The 17692-nt window shown below is 71.1% G+C and carries 8 protein-coding genes; 4 read left to right on the top strand and 4 right to left on the bottom strand.

Annotated features, from left to right (window positions below; all coding sequences use genetic code 11):
- Nucleotides 1-22: 22 nt before the first annotated feature.
- A complete protein-coding gene (gene pulA, locus ACQP03_RS24075) occupies nt 23-5524 on the top strand; it encodes a pullulanase-type alpha-1,6-glucosidase (protein ID WP_433458592.1) in 5502 nt (1833 codons plus the stop codon).
- 72 nt (nt 5525-5596) lie between these two features.
- On the opposite strand, the gene ACQP03_RS24070 is transcribed toward pulA, so the two are convergent.
- From ACQP03_RS24070 to ACQP03_RS24060, 3 genes are all read right to left on the bottom strand, one after another.
- A complete protein-coding gene (locus tag ACQP03_RS24070; protein ID WP_357128065.1) occupies nt 5597-7243 on the bottom strand; it encodes a hypothetical protein in 1647 nt (548 codons plus the stop codon).
- A 287-nt stretch (nt 7244-7530) separates the two neighbouring features.
- Nucleotides 7531-9504, bottom strand: coding sequence for a right-handed parallel beta-helix repeat-containing protein (locus tag ACQP03_RS24065; RefSeq protein ID WP_433458590.1), 1974 nt, complete (start codon nt 9502-9504; stop codon nt 7531-7533).
- A gap of 785 nt (nt 9505-10289) precedes the next feature.
- Complete coding sequence (locus ACQP03_RS24060; protein WP_357128071.1) at nt 10290-11777, bottom strand: aminopeptidase P family protein; 1488 nt, start codon at nt 11775-11777, stop codon at nt 10290-10292.
- Nucleotides 11778-11909: 132 nt separating this feature from the next.
- Here ACQP03_RS24060 and asnB point away from each other — a divergent pair, with 132 nt between their 5' ends.
- The gene (gene asnB, locus ACQP03_RS24055) at nt 11910-13871 is read left to right on the top strand and encodes an asparagine synthase (glutamine-hydrolyzing) (RefSeq protein ID WP_357128568.1); all 1962 of its coding nucleotides are present in this window, start codon (nt 11910-11912) and stop codon (nt 13869-13871) included.
- A 93-nt stretch (nt 13872-13964) separates the two neighbouring features.
- Here the strand turns inward: asnB and ACQP03_RS24050 are convergent, their stop codons facing one another.
- Nucleotides 13965-15113, bottom strand: a complete 1149-nt coding sequence (locus ACQP03_RS24050) for a lytic polysaccharide monooxygenase auxiliary activity family 9 protein (RefSeq protein WP_357170888.1) — start codon at nt 15111-15113, stop codon at nt 13965-13967.
- 409 nt (nt 15114-15522) lie between these two features.
- Here ACQP03_RS24050 and ACQP03_RS24045 point away from each other — a divergent pair, with 409 nt between their 5' ends.
- Both ACQP03_RS24045 and ACQP03_RS24040 read left to right on the top strand, forming a co-directional pair.
- Nucleotides 15523-16659, top strand: a complete 1137-nt coding sequence (locus ACQP03_RS24045; RefSeq protein WP_357128077.1) for an XdhC family protein — start codon at nt 15523-15525, stop codon at nt 16657-16659.
- 61 nt (nt 16660-16720) lie between these two features.
- On the top strand, nt 16721-17656 hold the full coding sequence (locus ACQP03_RS24040) for a PfkB family carbohydrate kinase (protein WP_357397127.1): 936 nt from the start codon (nt 16721-16723) through the stop codon (nt 17654-17656).
- The last annotated feature ends 36 nt before the right edge of the window (nt 17657-17692 follow it).

Genomic DNA, 17692 nt, shown 5'->3' with positions numbered 1-17692 from the left:
CACGACCAGAGGAAGGCCGTCGATGAAACCCCCGCCGATACGCCGTACCGCCCTGCTCGCGCTCGTCAGCCTGCTCACCGTCACTCTCGTCGGCGCGCCGGCCACCGCCGGTCCACTCGGCGCCAACGCCGACCCCCGGCCGTCCAGCGCCGAATCCCGGACCGCGGCCGGCGCGGTCCAATGGCGCGACGAGCCCAGCGCCGACGCGTTGCTGGCCGCGGGCGCCGACACCGCGCGTGCCGAGCAGTTCTACTTCGTCCTGCCGGACCGGTTCGCCAACGGCGACCGCCGCAACGACTCCGGCGGGCTCACCGGCGACCGGCTGCGCACCGGTCTCGACCCGGCCGACAAGGGCTTCTACCACGGCGGTGACCTCAAGGGCGTGATCGACAAGCTGGCCTACATCCAGGGCCTGGGCACCACCGCCATCTGGCTCGCCCCGATCTTCAAGAACCGCCCGGTGCAGGGCGAGGGGAACGACATCTCCGCCGGCTACCACGGTTACTGGATCACCGACTTCACCCAGGTCGACCCGCACTTCGGCACGAACGCCCAGCTCAAGGAGCTGGTCTCGCTGGCGCACCGGCGAGGCATCAAGGTCTATCTCGACGTGGTGGTCAACCACACCGCCGACGTCATCAGGTACGCCGAGGACCGCTACGCCTACGTGGACAAGGCGACCTCGCCGTACACGGACGCGCGGGGGCGGGCCTTCGAGGACCGCAACTACGCCGACGGCAGCCGGGACTTCCCGACCGTCGACGCGAACGCCGGCCCGTACACGCCGGTCCTTCCCGAGCCGGGTGACGCGACGGTGAAGGTGCCGGCCTGGCTCAACGACGCCAGCATGTACCACAACCGGGGCGACTCCACGTTCGCCGGCGAGAACAGCGAGTACGGCGACTTCTTCGGTCTCGACGACCTGTGGACCGAACGGCCCGAGGTGGTCCAGGGGATGACCAAGGCGTACGGGGACTGGATCGGCGCGACCGGCGTCGACGGGTTCCGGCTGGACACCGTCAAGCACGTCAACATGGACTTCTGGCCGCAGTTCACCCGGGGCGTCGAGCGGGCCGCCGAGACGGCCGGCAGACGCGACTTCTTCGTCTTCGGCGAGGTGTACAGCGCCGATCCGGAGGTCACCTCGACGTACGTGCGCCGCGGCGGCCTGCCGGCCACCCTCGACTTCGCGTTCCAGGAGGCCGCGCGGGGCTACACGGCGGGTGCCGGCTCGGCGAAGGCCCTCGCCGACGTGTACGCCCGGGACGACCTCTACGCCGCTCGGGACACCGACGCCGGCCGGCTGACGACCTTCCTCGGCAACCACGACATGGGCCGGATCGGGTCGTTCATCGCCGGCGGCGGCACCGACCCGGCCAGTCACCTGCGCCGCGACCAGCTCGCCCACCAGCTCATGTTCCTCACCCGCGGCCAGCCGGTGATCTACTCCGGTGACGAGCAGGGCTTCACCGGCCCCGGTGGGGACAAGGACGCCCGGCAGGACATGTTCGCCTCGAAGGTGCCCGACTACCTCGACGACGACCTGCTCGGCACCGACCGCACCCACGCCAGCGACCAGTTCGACACCGCCCACCCGCTGTACCGGACGATCGCCGAGCTGGGCCGGCTGCGCCAGGCGCACCCCGCGCTGCGCGACGGCATCCAGGTCACCCGGTACGCCGCCGACGGTCCCGGCGTGTTCGCCGCCTCCCGCGTCGCGCCCGCTGACCGGACCGAGTACCTCGTCGCGGTGAACAACGCCGCGACCGCGCAGACTGTCAGCGTGGACACCTGGTCGGCCGGCGCCACCTTCACCGGCATCTACGGCGCTTCCGCCAGCGCGAAGGCGGGCGGCGACGGGAAGGTCACGCTGACCGTGCCGCCGCTGTCGGCGGCCGTGTACCGCGCGGGCAGCCCCATCGCCCGGCCGAGCGGCACGCCGACCATCACCATCACCACCCCCGCGCCGGACGCGTCGGTGGCGACCCGCGCGGCGGTCACCGCACAGGTGACCGGCGACCCGCTGTCGACCGTCACGGTGGCGGCCCGGGTCGGCGGCGGCCGGTGGACGTTGCTGGGCAGCGCGGACCACGCGCCGTACACCGTGCACCACGACCTGGACGGGCTGGCCGGCGGCACCCGCGTCGAGTACCGCGCGGTCGTCCGGGACGGCCGGGGCCGCACCGCCACCGCCCGGTCCGTCGCGGTCGTCGGCACGCCCGAGCTGGGTGGATCCCGGGAGTGGGCGGTGGTGCACTACCAGCGCCCGGCCGGGGGGTACGACGACTGGGGGCTGTACGCCTGGGGCGACATCGACCCGGCGTACGTCACCGAGTGGCCCACCGGGCAACCGTTCGCCGGGGAGGACTCCTACGGCCGGTTCGCCTGGGTGAAGCTCAAGCCGGGCGCGAAGTCGGTGGGCTTCGTGGTGGTCGACAAGAACGGCACCAAGGACGTCGCCCAGGACCGCAGTATCGACGTGAGCGCCACCGGTGAGATCTGGCTCAAGCAGGGTGACCCGGCGATCTACCCGAGCAGGCAGGCGGCCACCGGCCAGTCGGACCCGCCCGTCGAGGAGGGCACCGCGGTGATCCACTACCGGCGGGCCGACGGCACCTACGACGGCTGGGGTCTGCACCTGTGGGACGGCGCGGCCAACCCGACCGACTGGGCCACCCCGCTCGCGCCCACGTCGACCGACGCGTTCGGCGCGGTGTTCCGGGTGCCGCTGGCGGCCGGGGCCACCGGGCTGAACTACATCCTGCACAAGGGCGACACCAAGGACCTGCCCGACGACCAGCGGCTCGACTTCGCCAGCGCCGGACGGGAGGTGTGGCTGCTCGCCGCCACCCCGGGGCGGCTGCTGCCGTCGACCGCGACCAGCGCCGGCGGGGACACGGACATCGGCAAGCAGAAGGCGCACTGGATCGACAGGTCCACGGTGGCCTGGCAGACCCCACCTACCGACGGTCGGGTGTACGCCCTGGTGGCCGCCCCGGCCGGCGGGGTGAGCGTCGTCGATGGGGAGCTGTCCGGGGCGTACACCAGTCTGCCGTTGCGCGCGCAGCGCAACGGGCTCACCGAGGCCCAGCGCGCGGCGTTCCCGCACCTGTGGTCCCACCGGGCCTTCACCCTCGACCGGGGTGACCTGGCGAAGGTGCCGGCGGCGCTGCGCGGACAGCTCCTGGTCACCGAGCGCGACGCCCAGGGGAAGCTGCTCGCCGCGACCGGCGTGCAGATCCCCGGCGTGCTCGACGACGTGTACTCCCGGGCCACCCAGGTCACGCTCGGTCCGACCTTCGCCGGCCGGACGCCGAGCCTCGCGCTCTGGGCGCCGACCGCCCGGACGGTGGAGCTGGAACTGTTCGACTCGCCCACGGCCGCGCCGAAGACGGTGGCGATGCGCCGCGACGACCGCACCGGCGTCTGGTCGGTACGCGGTAGCCACGCCTGGACGGGGAAGTACTACCGCTACCGGGTGCAGGCGTGGCAGCCGGCCGCGCAGCGGATGGTCACCGCGTCGGTCACCGACCCGTACTCGGTGTCCCTCGCGGCGGACTCGACGCACAGCCAGCTCGTTGATCTCGACGACGCGGCGCTGGCCCCGCCGGGCTGGCGGACGCTGCGCAAGCCGGCCGCGGTGCCCGCCTCGAAGGCGCAGATCTCCGAGCTGTCGGTGCGTGACTTCTCCATCGCCGACGACACCGTGCCGGCGCAGCGGCGGGGCACGTTCCTGGCGTTCACCGACCCGGGGACCGCCGGCATGAAACACCTGCGGGCGCTCGGCGACGCCGGCGTCACCCACCTGCACCTGCTGCCGGCGTTCGACTTCGCCACCATCCCCGAGAAGCGGGCCGACCAGCGCCAGCCGGCCTGCGACCTGGCGGCGCTGCCACCGGACTCGGACCAGCAGCAGACGTGCGTCGCGGCCGTCGCCGACACCGACGGCTACAACTGGGGGTACGACCCGCTGCACTACACCGTTCCGGAGGGCGGCTACGCCCTCGACCCGAGCGGGGCGGCGCGGACCACCGAGTTCCGTCGCATGGTGGCCGGAGTGAACGACGCCGGCCTGCGGGTGGTCATGGACGTGGTCTACAACCACACGGCGGCGGCCGGCGTCGATGGGAAGTCGGTGCTCGACCAGGTGGTGCCCGGCTACTACCACCGGCTGCTCGACGACGGCACCGTCGCCAACTCCACGTGCTGCGCCAACACCGCGCCCGAGCACGCGATGATGGGCAAGCTGGTGGTCGACTCGCTGGTCACCTGGGCCAGGCAGTACAAGGTGGACGGTTTCCGGTTCGACCTGATGGGCCACCACCCCAAGGCGAACATCCTGGCCGTCCGGGCGGCCCTGGACCGGCTGACCGTCGCCCGCGACGGCGTGGACGGCAAGGCGATCATGCTGTACGGCGAGGGCTGGAACTTCGGCGAGGTCGCCAACGACGCCCGGTTCGAGCAGGCCACCCAGGCCAACATGGCCGGCACGGGCATCGGCACGTTCAACGACCGGCTGCGTGACGCTGTGCGCGGTGGCGGCCCGTTCGACGCCAACCCGCGCGTGCAGGGCTTCGCCTCCGGGCTCTACACCGACCCCAACGGCGATGAGGTGAACGGGTCGGCGGCCGAGCAGAAGGCCCGCCTGCTGCGCGCCCACGACCTGATCAAGGTGGGCCTCACCGGCAACCTGCGGGACTACCGGTTCACCGACACCTCCGGGCGCACGGTCACCGGGGCCCAGGTGGACTACAACGGCTCGCCGGCCGGTTACACCGCCGCGCCGGGGGAGGCCGTCACCTACGTCGACGCGCACGACAACGAGATCCTGTACGACGCGTTGGCGTACAAGCTGCCGCAGGGCACCAGCGCGGCGGACCGGTCCCGGATGCAGGTGCTGGCGCTGAGCACGGTGGTGCTGGGGCAGGGCGCCGGGTTCGTCACCGCCGGCACGGAACGGCTGCGGTCGAAGTCGCTGGACCGCAACTCGTTCAACTCCGGTGACTGGTTCAACCAGATCCGCTGGGACTGCGCCAACGGCAACGGGTTCGGCGTCGGCCTGCCACCGGCGCAGGACAACCAGGACAAGTGGCCGTACGCGAAGCCGCTGCTGGCCGACCCGGCCTTGGTGCCCGACTGTGCGGCGATCGGCACCACCGACGCCCGGTACGCCGAGCTGCTGCGCGTCCGGGCGTCGTCGCCGGTGTTCGGGCTGGGCAGCGCCGAGCAGGTGCAGCGACGGGTGGCCTTCCCCCTGTCCGGCGAGTCGGAGACCCCGGGCGTGCTGACCATGACGCTGGACGCGCGTGGTCTCGGCGGGGCGTGGACCGCGCTGACCGTCGTCTTCAACAGCACTCCGGAGACGGCGACGCAGACGGTGACCGGTCTGCGGGGCGCGGACGTGTCGCTGCACCCGGTGCTGGTCAACTCGGCCGACCCGGCGCTGCGGACGTCGTCGTTCGACCGGGCGTCCGGCACCTTCACGGTGCCGGCGCGCAGCGTGGCGGTGTTCGTCCAGAAGTGAGCGGGGACCGGCCCCCTCCCGCGTCGCGGAAGGGGGCCGGTCCGTGTGGTGCGTCGTGCTCCGTGCTCTTGATCAGGCGAAGCAGTTCTCGATGGCGCCGCCCGGGATGGCCAGGCAGTTCGTCGGGCGGTTCGCGGTGATGGCGGACTTGTCGTCCACGTTCACCGGCCCGAAGAAGGTGAACACACCGCCCGGCGCGAAGGTCGAGAAGTTGTTGGCGACCTTCGTCTTCGACAGGTTGACCTCGCCGAAGATGTTGAAGATGCCGCCGCCGACCCCGATCGGGCCGATGGCCCGGTTGCCGACGACCTCGCTGTTGCGCAGCGTGAGGATGCTGCCGGCGTTGAAGACCCCGCCGCCGAAGAAGCCGGCGGTGTTCTCCTTGATCCAGCTGTCCTCGACGGTCACCGCGCTGTCGAAGGCGATGGCGAGACCGCCACCGACCCCGGCGGTGCTGTTCTTCGCGACCGTCACCTTGTGCAGGTTCAGCTGGCTGTCCGCCGCCGCCAGACCACCACCGGCGAGGACCGCCGTGTTCGAGGTGATCTCGGTGTCGTACGCGGTGGTGTTGCCCTCGATGTCGAGGTAGCCGCCGCCGAAGCCCAGCGTCTCGTTGTCGCTGATCACGGTCTTCTTGAGCTCGACCGTGCCGCCGTCGACGTCCTCGGTGAAGATCTCCGCGGCGCCGTTGGAGATGCCGCCACCGCCGATGATCGCGGTGTTGTCCTTGATCTTCGACTCCTCGACCTTGAGCAGGCCGGCGTTGAAGACACCGCCACCGAAGAAGAAGGCGGTGTTGCCCGCGACGGTGCTGTGCCAGATCTTCGTGGTGCCGAAGTTGGCCACACCGCCGCCGTTGCCGCCGGACTGGTTGAGGACGACCTCGGACTCGATGATCTCGGCGGAGCCGCCCGGCTGCACCAGGATGCCCGCGCCGTCGGTGTCACCCGGCTCCTCGACGAGCGGCGTGACGGCGCCCGGCGCCGCCTTCGTGGCGGCCTTCGCGGTCGCCTTCGGCGCGGCCTTCAGGCCGGCCTTCGGGTTGGCCTGCCGCGCGGTGAGGGCCTGGTCCAGCGGAACGCCGGCCTTCACCTGCGCCGCGATCGCCTCGGAGTCCGAGTAGGACGCCCAGACGGCCGCCGGCTCGACGGCGCTCAACAGTTCGAGGGTCTGACCACCCTTGACGGTCAGGCCCTTGATGGTGAGGTGTCCGCCAGGACCGACGTTGAGGATCCGGAAGTAGTCGGCCGTGGCCTCACGGGCGATGGTGGTGTGCTCGCCCTTGAGGGTGATGTTCTCGGTGATGACCGGCAGACCGTTGCCCTGGTAGTCGTTGCGGCTCAGGTTGTAGGTGCAGCCCTTGGCCAGCTCCAGCACACCGCCGTGCTTGTTGTTGGCGAACACGATCGCCTGGATCAGCTTGTCGGTGTCGCAGGGCACCTCCTTCCCACGCTCGTGGTCCTTGTCCCGGTCCTTGTCCTTGTCCTTGTTCTGGTCCTTGTCCCAGTCACGACCCTCGTCACCGTGCTGGTCGCCGTCCTTGCTCACCTGCGCGGTGTTCCAGTTCAGGCCGACCGCCCCGGCGCTGCCCGCGACGCCCACCGCCGCGAGACTGATCACGCCCGTCAGACCGGCCACGCCGCTGGCGAGCCAGAGCTTGCGGCGGCTCTTGGCCGTCGCCCGCCCGGAGGCTTCGTTGTTCGTTAGGTAGTTGGACATCGGAGCTCTCTGCCCTCTCCTCGTACCAGACAGGGTCGCCGCCCTCAGACGGTCGTCCCCTGCTACAAATCGGTTGTAGCTCCCAAAAACACCGTATGAGAATGTTCCTCGCCTCGGGGGTGTATCCGAAACAACCCCACATTAGGTTCATGTTGCCCCCAGCGAGGACCGGACGGACACACCCCTGCCCAAGTCGGCCTGTGGGCCCGTGACCTGCCCAAATGGGTACGCCCCTCCGAGCCGGTGACGGCTCGGAGGGGCGTTCTATGTGGTTCAGCCCCACCCGGTCAGGCGAAGCAGTCCAGAACGTTGAAGCAGTTGGTCGGACGGTTGGCGGTGACTGCGGACTCGTCGTCCAGCGTCACGGTGCCGCCGAGGCTGTTGAAGATGCCTCCCGGCTCGAGGGTGGAGAAGTTGTACGCCACCTTCGTCCGGTGGAGCGTGACCTCGCTGCCCTCGGTGTTGAGGATGCCGCCGCCCCGGGCGAACGGGCCGATGGCCCGGTTGCCGACGACCTCGCTGTCGCGCAGCGTCGTGCGGCTCTCGTCGTTGAAGAGGCCAGCGCCGGCGGACCCCGCGGTGTTGTCCTTGATGGCGGTGTCCTCGATCGTCGCGGTGCTGTCGGAGACGACCGCCACACCGCCACCGTCGCGGCCAGCGCTGTTCCTGGCCACCGTGGCGTGCTTGAGGGTGAGCTGACTGTCGGCCACGGCAACGCCGCCCCCGTCGAGCACCGCCGTGTTGTCGGTGACCTTCGTGTCGTGCAGGGTCGTGGTGCCCTCGACGTCCAGGACGCCGCCGCCGAAGCCGAGCGTCTCGTTGTCGGTGATCTCGCTCTTGTAGACCCAGACCGCACCGCCGTCGACGGACTCGGTGAAGATCTCGGCCGCGCCGTTGGCGATGCCGCCACCACCGATGATCCCGGTGTTGTCCTTGATCTTCGACTCGTCGACCTGGAGCACGCCGGCGTTGAAGATGCCACCGCCGAAGAAGAAGGCGGTGTTGTGTGCGACCGTGGTCTTGCTGAGCCTGGTGCTGCCGAAGTTGGCCAGCCCGCCGCCGTTGCCGCCGGACTGGTTGTAGAGCAGCTCACTGTCCAGGATCTCGGCCCGACCCCCAGGCTGTACGAGCACCCCGGCGCCGTCGTTGAACCCGGGCTCCTCCACCAGCGGCGCAACCTGAGCTCCGGTCGCCGCCGTCGTCGGGGCGGTTGCCGCTGCCGGCTTGGCTGCGGTTCCGGTTGCCGGCTTGGTGGCCGCTGCCTTGATCGCCTTGGCCGTTGGCGCTGCCGGCTTCGCTGCGGCTGCCGCCTTGGTCGCTGCTGTGGGCTCCGCCGCCTTGCTCGCTCCCGGCTTGGCGGCAGCGCCCTTGACCGCCGCGCCCTTGACCGCCGCCTGCTTGGTCGTTGCCTGCTTGGCCGCCGTCTGCTTGGCCGCCGTCGGCTTGGCCGTCGTTGTAGTCGGCTTGGCTGCCGCTGCGGTGGACGTCGCCGACTTCGCCGCCGCCGTCGTGCCCGGCTGGGCTGCGGCGCCCGCTGCGGTGGTGGCCGCCGGCTTACCCGTGGCCGGCGTGGTCCGGACCGAGGTCGCGTACGGCCCCCAGACCGTCGCCGGCTCCACGGTCATCGCCCGCTGGATGGTCTGCCCACCCTTGATGCTCAGGCCCTTGAGGGTGAGCTGCCCACCCGGTCCGACGTTCAGGATGCGGAAGTAGTCGGCGGTGGCCGCACGACCGATGGTCGTGTGCTCGCCCTTGAGCGTGATGGGTTCGGTGATCACCGGGAGGCCGTTGCCGTCCTGGTTGCGGGTCAGGGTGTACGTGCAGCCCTTGGCCAGCTCCAGCACACCGCCGTCGCCGTCGTTGGCGAAGGTGATCGCCTGGATCAGCTTGTCCGAGTCGCAGGGCACCTGCTTGGTGCGATCCTTCTCGTCCCGCTTGTCGTCCTTGCCGGCGTGGTCGTCGCTGCCGCTCCAGTCGTCGCCGCTCCACTCGTCGTTGCCACCGTTCTCCTCGCCGCCGTTCTCCTTGCCGCCGTCGGCGTTCGCGTCGGCGTCGCTGACGTTCTGCCGGTTGGTCGACGGCTGGGCGTCGGACACCCGGGCGGAGGTGGGTTTGTCGTCCCGTGCGGCCACGCCACCGAGGGCGGCCAGGCCGACCACCCCGGTCAGGCCCGCGACGCCGGCAACCCACAGGGCCCGTCGTCGTCGTGTTGGCGGAGCCGTCGAGGCCCCGCCGTCGGTACTCGTTACGTCGTTGGACATCAGAGCCTTCCGCCTCTCCTGCTACCAGACGGGGTCGCACCGCCCGCAGCGCCACGACCAGCTACAAATCGGTTGCAGCCTCCGATGTCCACCGTATGAGAACTATCTTCGCGAGGCGGACGTATCCGAGAAAACCCCGCATACGCCTCAAATTAGGGCACGAGCCCGTAACGGTCCGGGGCGACAGGAAGGGGTGTGAGCAGCCCAAACGCCACGAGGCGCCCCTTGCCGTCCGGCGTGGGGCGCTTGGCGGTGCCGCTGGTGGTGATCGGCTCGGGTTCCTGGAAAACGCGCTCTCCGAGCGGGTCGGAAACCCCGACATCAAGGAGGTCGAGTGGATCTAGCCCGGTAGCAGGCATGATCCACTCCAGTGCGCCGATGGCGCGGTATCCTGGCGTCTGGATACCCCAAGCTCGGTGATCTGGAGTGGATCAACGCGCCGGCCACGGCCGGTGGCCCGGTACGCGCCGGCCACGAGTCCAGATCGAGGCCCGAGGCCCGAGGCCCAGGCCAGGCCCAGGCCCGGACATCGGCCAGGCCCAAGCCCAGGCCCGGACATCGGCCAGGCCCAGGGATCGGCCAGGCCCAGGCCAAGCCCGGACATCGGCCAAGCCCGGACATCGGCCAGGCCCAGGCCCAGGCCAAGCCCGGACATCGGCCAAGCCCGGACATCGGCCAGGCCCAGGCCCAGGCCAGGCCCGGACTAGGTCCAGGCACTGGCCCAGGTCTATGCCGAGGCGGCGACCCCAGGGGCTCGGGGTCGAGGTCGAGGGGTGGGGCTTGGGTCAGCCGGGCAGGCGGGGCCCGGCTTCGCGCTGCTCGGCCAGCCAGGTCTCCACCTCGTCGGAGGTGCGCGGCAGGCCAGCCGACAGGTTGACCGCGCCGGTCGCGGTGACCAGGACGTCGTCCTCGATGCGGATGCCGATGCCGCGCAGCTCGGCGGGGACCAGCTCGTCCTCGGGCTGGAAGTAGAGACCCGGCTCCACGGTGAGCACGTAGCCCTCGCCCAGGGCGCCGTCGCGGTACGTCTCCTTGCGGGCGTTCGAGCAGTCGTGGACGTCGATGCCGAGCATGTGGCCGAAGCCGTGCAGCGTCCAGCGCCGGTAGACCGACGACTTCTCGTCCATGGCCTCGTCCACGCTCACCGGCAGCAGGCCCAGGTCGGACAGGCCCTCGGCGAGCACCCGCATACAGGTCAGGTGGACGTCCTTGAACTTCACGCCGGGGCGGATGGCGTCCATGCCGGCCTGCTGTGAGGCGTACACGATGTCGTAGACCTGGCGTTGCAGGGCGGTGAACCGGCCGTCGACCGGCAGCACCCGGGTCACGTCGGCGGTGTAGAGGTTGCGCCCTTCGACCCCCATGTCCATGAGCAGCAGATCACCCGGGCGGGTGGCGCCGTGGTTGTGCACCCAGTGCAGGATCGTGGCGTGCTCGCCCGCGCCGACGATCGAGCCGTACCCGACGTCGTTGCCGTCGTGCCGCGCGCGCAGCGCGAAGATGCCCTCCAGCAGGCGCTCCGAGACGGCGCGGTCGGCCGGCAGGACGCGGGCCACGTCCTCGAAGCCCCGGACGGTGGCGTCGATCGCGTCCTGGAGCTGGCCGATCTCCCACTCGTCCTTGACCAGCTTCAGCTCCGAGATGGCGATGGCCAGCTCCCGGTCGCGGGCCGGCTGACCCTCGGCGCGCGGCCCGTCGTAGGGGCGCACGGCCGCGTCCACCTGGGCGTCGAAACCGCGCAACACCCGGGTACGCCCCGGAGCGAGGTCGGCCAGCGCCGCTTCCAGCCCGGTCAGGTCGGCGGTGGGCAGGTCCAGTTCGGTGGACTTCTCGCCGAGGGTGTGCCGCCGGCCCACCCACAGCTCGCCGTGCCGGCTGCGGAAGAACTCGTCGGTCTCCCGGGACGAGCGGGGCCGCATGTACAGCGTCGCGTCGTGGCCCGAGCCGTTCGGGCGCAGCACCAGCACGCTGTCCGGGTCGTGGTCACCGGTCAGGTAGGCGAAGTCGCTGCCCGGCCGGAACGGGTACGCGGTGTCGTTGGCGCGGACCTTCTCGCCGCCGGTCGGGATGACCAGCGTCTCGCCCGGGAAGGCCGCGGAGAGCGCAGCCCGCCGCTTGGCGTAGTTGGGGATCTCTGGACGCGGCGTGACCGGGAGTTCGGTGTCGCGCCAGCCCTGCCGCATGAACGACAGGAACGCCTCCGGGAAGTCCGGATCGTGCGATTCCGTGCCGTCTGTCGGCGTACCCTCGGTGCTTTTGCGTTCCTCGGTCATTGCGCCGCTCCCCTCCGCTCGTGGCTGGTCCCGACGGTACCGCGCGCCCGGTTCGCGGTGGTGGCGGCCGGGAGCGCCCCGAACGACGGACGGCTGCGACGGGCCGACGGAGCGCGTGGAAAGATGACGACCATGTGCGGACTCCTGGCCTTCTTCAGCGCGAACGGCAACGCCGCCGCGCACCGCGACCACATCGCCGGAGCATTGGAATGCCTGCACCACCGCGGCCCGGACGAGACAGGGGTCGAGGTGGTCGGCGACGCGTCCGGCCGGTACGCGGACGGAGTGTTCGCCCACAAGCGGCTCGCCATCATCGACGTCGCGTCGAGTCACGAGCCGCTGCCCTACGCGAACGGCCGTTACCTGCTGACCTTCAACGGTGAGATCTACAACTACATCGAGCTGCGCGACGAGCTGATCCGGGACTTCGGCGCGCAGTTCGCCACCGCCGGTGACGGCGAGGTGATCGTCGCCGGCTACCACTACTGGGGCGAGCAGGTGCTCACCCGGCTACGCGGCATGTTCGCCTTCGTCATCTGGGACCGGCAGGAGCGGCGCGCGTTCGGCGCCCGCGACTACTTCGGCATCAAGCCGCTGCACTACCTGGAGACCGCCGACGGCCTCTACCTGGCGTCGGAGAAGAAGGCGCTGCTGCCGTTCGCGCACAGCAACTACCAGGGCGACGCGGGCGTGGACGCGGCGAACCTGAGTCACTACCTGACCCTGCAGTACGTGCCGGAGCCCGGCACGCTGCACAAGGGCATCAGCCGGATCGGCTCGGGCGAGTACCTGACCTGGACCCCGGGCGGGCGGATCGACGTACGGCGGTGGTACCGGCCGGTGTTCCGGCCCGCGCCGGTCGACGATGAGCAGAAGCTGTACCACGAGATCCGCGAGACGCTGCGCGAGAGCGTGCGCATGCACATGCGCTCGGACGTGCCGGTCGGCTCGTTCCTGTCCAGCGGCATCGACTCGACCGCCGTGGTCGCGCTGGCCCGCGAGTTCAACCCGAACATCCTGACCTTCACCGTCGGCTACGACGTCCCGGGTTACTCCGAGATCGACGTCGCGCAGGACTCGGCGCGGCACCTGGACGTCACCACCATCCCCACCAAGATCGGTCCGCAGGACATGATCGACGCGCTGCCGAAGATCGTCTGGCACCTGGACGACCCGGTGGCCGACCCGGCGCTGGTGCCGCTCTACTTCGTGGCGAAGAAGGCCGCCGAGCACGTCACGGTGGTGCTCTCCGGTGAGGGGGCCGACGAGTTCTTCGGCGGTTACACGATCTACCGGGAGCCGCTGTCGCTGGGCACCGTCAACGGCCTGCCCGGTGGCGTGCAGAAGGGGCTGCGCGCGGTCTCCAAGGCCATCCCGCAGGGGGTCAAGGGCAAGAGCTTCCTCGAGCGGGGCACCACGCCGATCGAGGAGCGCTACTACGGCAACGCGCGGATGTTCACCGAGGAGGAGAAGCAGCACCTGATGCGTCGCTACGACCCCTCGGTGCGCTACACCGACGTGACCGCCCCGATCTACGCCGAGTGCACCGAGCTGGACGACGTCACCAAGATGCAGTACGTCGACCTCTACACCTGGCTGCGCGGCGACATCCTGGTCAAGGCCGACCGGATCTCGATGTCGCACTCGCTGGAGGTGCGGGTGCCGTTCCTCGACCGCGAGGTGTTCGACGTCGCGGCGAAGATCCCGGTGGACCTGAAGCTGCCGCCGCGCTCCGACGCCACCAAGTACGCGATGCGTCAGGCGTTGCAGGGCGTCGTGCCGCCGGCGATCGTCAACCGTAAGAAGCTGGGTTTCCCGACCCCGACCCGGGTGTGGCTGCGCGGCGAGATGTACGAGTGGGCCCGCCACGTGCTGAGCACCTCCGGCGCGGGTGACCTGCTCGACCTGTCGTACGCGCTGCGGCTGCTCGACGAGCACAAGCGGGAGGAGTTCGACCACTCCCGCAAGGTGTGGACGGTGCTGATCTTCTGCATCTGGCACGCCATCTTCGTGGCCAAGACGCTCGACCCGGGCATCCAGCGCAACCAGTCGGCCCTGCTGACGAAGCCGGTAGTCGGCTCCATGGTCCGCTAACCGCGCACCCCGCACCCACCCTGTCGATCAAGAGGTTTGCGTCACCGGAAGCGCTCCGGATGACGCAAACCTCTTGATCATTTCAGGGGGACCTCAGCGACGGGCGCAGGTGACCGTCGGGAGGGCGTTGGTTCCTGTGCTGCTGGCCAGGAAGCCGAACGATGTCGTGCCCTCGGGCGCGACCGTGCCGTTGTACTGGACGTTCGTCGCGGTCACCGAGGCGCCGGACGTCGTCTGGGTGGCATTCCAGACCTGGTTGATCACTTGTCCGCTGGGCCAGGTCCAGCTCGCGGTCCAGCCGGAGAACGGCGTACTGCCGTGGTTCATGATCGTGACTTGTCCCTGGAATCCGCCCTGCCAGGTGCTGGTCACCGAGTAGACGGCCATGCAGTCACCGCTGGACGGCGGCGGCGTGGTCGGCGGCGGGGTGGTCGGCGGAGGCGTGGTGGGCGGGGGCGTGGTGGGCGGCGGGGTGGTCGGCGGAGGCGTGGTCGGCGGGGGCGTGGTGGGCGGCGGGGTGGTCGGGTTGTTCCCGCCCGGACCCACACCGGTCACCTGACCGCTACCACCGTCGAACGTCACGTCGGAGCAGCCGAAGAAGTTCTCCTGCGAGTCCGAACGCACCCAGCGGGAGTAGATAATGTGCCGACCGCTCTTGCCCGACGGCAGGTTGCCGCTGAAGTAGTAGTGACCGTCGTTGGTGCCGACCGCGCCGCGCTGCGGCGGGTTGGTCACCGTCAGGAACGGCTCCTCCAGGTCACTCCAGGCCAGCGCGCGGGTCGGGCTCCAGCTGTCCTTCGTCACGTAGAAGTAGAAGGTGCCCGGGTGGTGCGCCCAGTTGCTGTACCGGAAGTCCAACCGCGCGCCGGACGTCAGGTGGGTCAGCGGCCAGTCGGTGCGGGGCAGGTCGTAGCCCCGGTAGCCGGTGTTGCCACCGCTGCACAGCTGCCCGTCCGGGATGAAGCCGGTGGTACGGCCACCGGCGTCGGAGCGCAGCACGCTGAACCAGTTGTAGAGCGAGTTCGTGCCGCTCTGCGCCACGGCGGCGGCACACGCCGGGTTGTTCGGCCTGATCTCGCCGGTCTGGCTCATGCCGTCCTGCCAGCAGAGGTAGGTGCGGGCGCCCGGCGTCATCGCCGCGCCGTGCGCGGCCGCCGGTTGTGGACTGGACGCCAGGGCGACGGCGCCCAGCGCAAGGGTCAGGGCCGCGGTGAGCACTGCGGCCGTACGGGAACGGTTCACGGGTTCTCCTGACTCGCGAGGCGTGCCGCCCGAGGCCGCCCCGCCGCAAGCGGATACGACGATCACCCTGGCGCGCCCCGGCAGAAGATCGGCCGGCGGACACGCGCCATCGACGGTCCTGTCCTGGACCGGTGCCCTCGCGTCCAACAACCCGGCAACCGGCGGCGCGACAGCCCTCGCACCACCCGGTACGGGCCATCCCACCACGTCGCCCGCCACCGACGCAATAGTCGGTCCTCGATATGTCAAACACGGCGGGCCCGTGCCGGCTCGGCGGACTCCTATCCGGTCCGGCGGGTTGCTTCCTATAGTGATGGTCTGCGCCCCGACGGTCTTCCCGCGCAGATCGCCCGCCTCGGGTCGCCTCACGCCGCCCGTAGCGTCGCGCAGACGAAGGAGGCGGCAGCGCGTGCCCGACGTGTTCGACGAACTGCACCGCCGCTGCCGGGCCGGCGAGCCGGTCGCCCTGGCCACCGTGGTCGCCACCTGGCGGTCCGCGCCGCAGCCGCCCGGCGCCGCCATGCTCGTCGCCGCGGACGGCACGGTCACCGGCAGCGTCTCCGGCGGCTGCGTCGAGGCGGACCTCTACGAGCGGGCCCGCCACGTGCTCGACACCGGCGTACCGGAGTTGGTCCACTACGGCGTCAGCGACGACGAGGCGTACGCCGTCGGGCTCACCTGCGGCGGCCAGCTGGACGTGTTCGTCGAGCGGTTCGACGGCGATGCCCTGGCGCAACTCGACGTGGTCGCCGCCGCGCGGCAGGCCGGCGAACCGGCCGCGGTCGTCACGTGCGTGGCCGCCGACGCCGGTGACACGTCCGACCCGGCGGGGCGGCTGGGTCGCCGGCTGGTGCTGACCGGGCGGCGGGTGACGGGCTCGCTCGGCGACGACCGGCTGGACGACGCCGCGGCCGACGACGCGCTCGGGCTGCTCGCGGCCGGGCACAGCGGCGTCCTGGGGTACGGCTACCAGGGGCAGCGTCGGGGCGGCGGCCTCAGTCTCTTCGTGGCCGCGTACGCCACCGCGCCCCGGATGATCGTCTTCGGGGCGATCGACTTCGCGGCGGCGGTGGCGCACATCGGCGTGTTCCTCGGCTACCGGGTGACCGTCTGCGACGCTCGGCCCGTCTTCGCCACCGGCCGGCGCTTCCCCGACGCGCACGAGGTGGTGGTGCGGTGGCCGCACCGCTACCTGCGGGACGAGATCGACGCCGGCCGGGTCGACGGGCGCACGGTCGTCTGCGTGCTCACCCACGATCCGAAGTTCGACGTGCCGCTGCTGGCGCTGGCCCTGCGCGAACCCCTGGCGTACGTCGGCGCGATGGGGTCGCGACGTACCCACGACGAACGGCACAAACTACTCCGCGAGGCGGGGCTCGGCACCGCGCAACTCGACCGGCTGGCCTCACCGATCGGGCTGGACCTCGGTGGTCGTACCCCCGAGGAGACCGCGGTCAGCGTGGCCGCGCAGATCGTCGCGGCCCGCTGGGGCGGCAGTGGCCGCCCCCTGGCCGCGACCGACGGGCCGATCCACCACGCGGACTGATCCCGCTGTGCCAGCCTGGGGCGAGACGGCCGTCGCGGCCGCCGAGGGCGAGGGGGCTCTGATGGGGTACGCGGTGGTGCTCGGCGAGGCGCTCGTCGACCTGCTCGACAGCGACGTCGACGGGGAGCGGGTCTACCGGCAGGCCATCGGTGGCGGCCCGCTCAACGTCGCCGTCGGGGTGACCAGGCTCGGCGGGGCGGCCCAGTTCGTCGGCTCGCTCGGTGACGACGTGCTGGGCCAGCGGATCCGCGACTTCCTGAGCGGCGTCGGCGTCGGCCTGGCCGGTGCGGTCACGGTGTCCGCGCCGACCGCGCTGGCGGTGGTGACGTACGCCGGCCCGGAGCCGGACTTCCACTTCTACGGCGAGCCGCGCTCCTACGGCCTGCTCGGCCCGGACGACGTGGACCTGGCGCTGACGGAGGGCGCTGACGTGCTCTACTGCGGCTCGATCGTGCTGCTTGAGCCGGGCACGCTGGCCGCCGCCCGCCGGGCTTGGTCGCTCGCCACCGGCCTGCGGGTCCTCGATCCGAACGTTCGCCCGCGACTGCTCGACGGGCCGGTCGCGCTGGACGGGTTGCGGCAGGTGGTGGCGGAGTTCGCCGCGGGCGCGCACCTGGTCAAGTTGAGCAGCGCCGACGCCGGGCTGCTGTATCCGGGTGAGCCGGTCGAGGGGGTCGCCGCGTACCTGCGGGAGTTGGGCGCGTCCACCGTGGTGGTGACGCTCGGCGCGGCCGGCGCGGTGCTGGCCGCCGCCGGGGCCGACCCGGTGCGGGTGCCGGCGCCGAAGGTGGACGCCGTCGACGCCACCGGCGCCGGTGACTCGGTCATGGCCGCGCTCATCGCCGACCTGCTCCGCGACGGCGAGCCGGCGGATCCGACGGGCTGGGTCGATTCGGTGGCGTTCGCGCTGCGGGTCGCCGGTCTGGTCTGTGAGTCGCCGGGCGGGGCCACCGCCATGCCCACCCGCGCCGAGGTCGAACGCCGCTTCGGCCGTTGAGGGCGGGTGACGGCTGGTTGACGTCCCTGTTATGTG

The sequence above is a fragment of the Micromonospora sp. CA-248212 genome, assembly GCF_050948405.1.
Lineage (GTDB): Bacteria > Actinomycetota > Actinomycetes > Mycobacteriales > Micromonosporaceae > Micromonospora.
The sequence above is the reverse complement of the archived record's forward strand: the minus strand, read 5'-3'. Positions and strand labels throughout refer to the sequence as shown.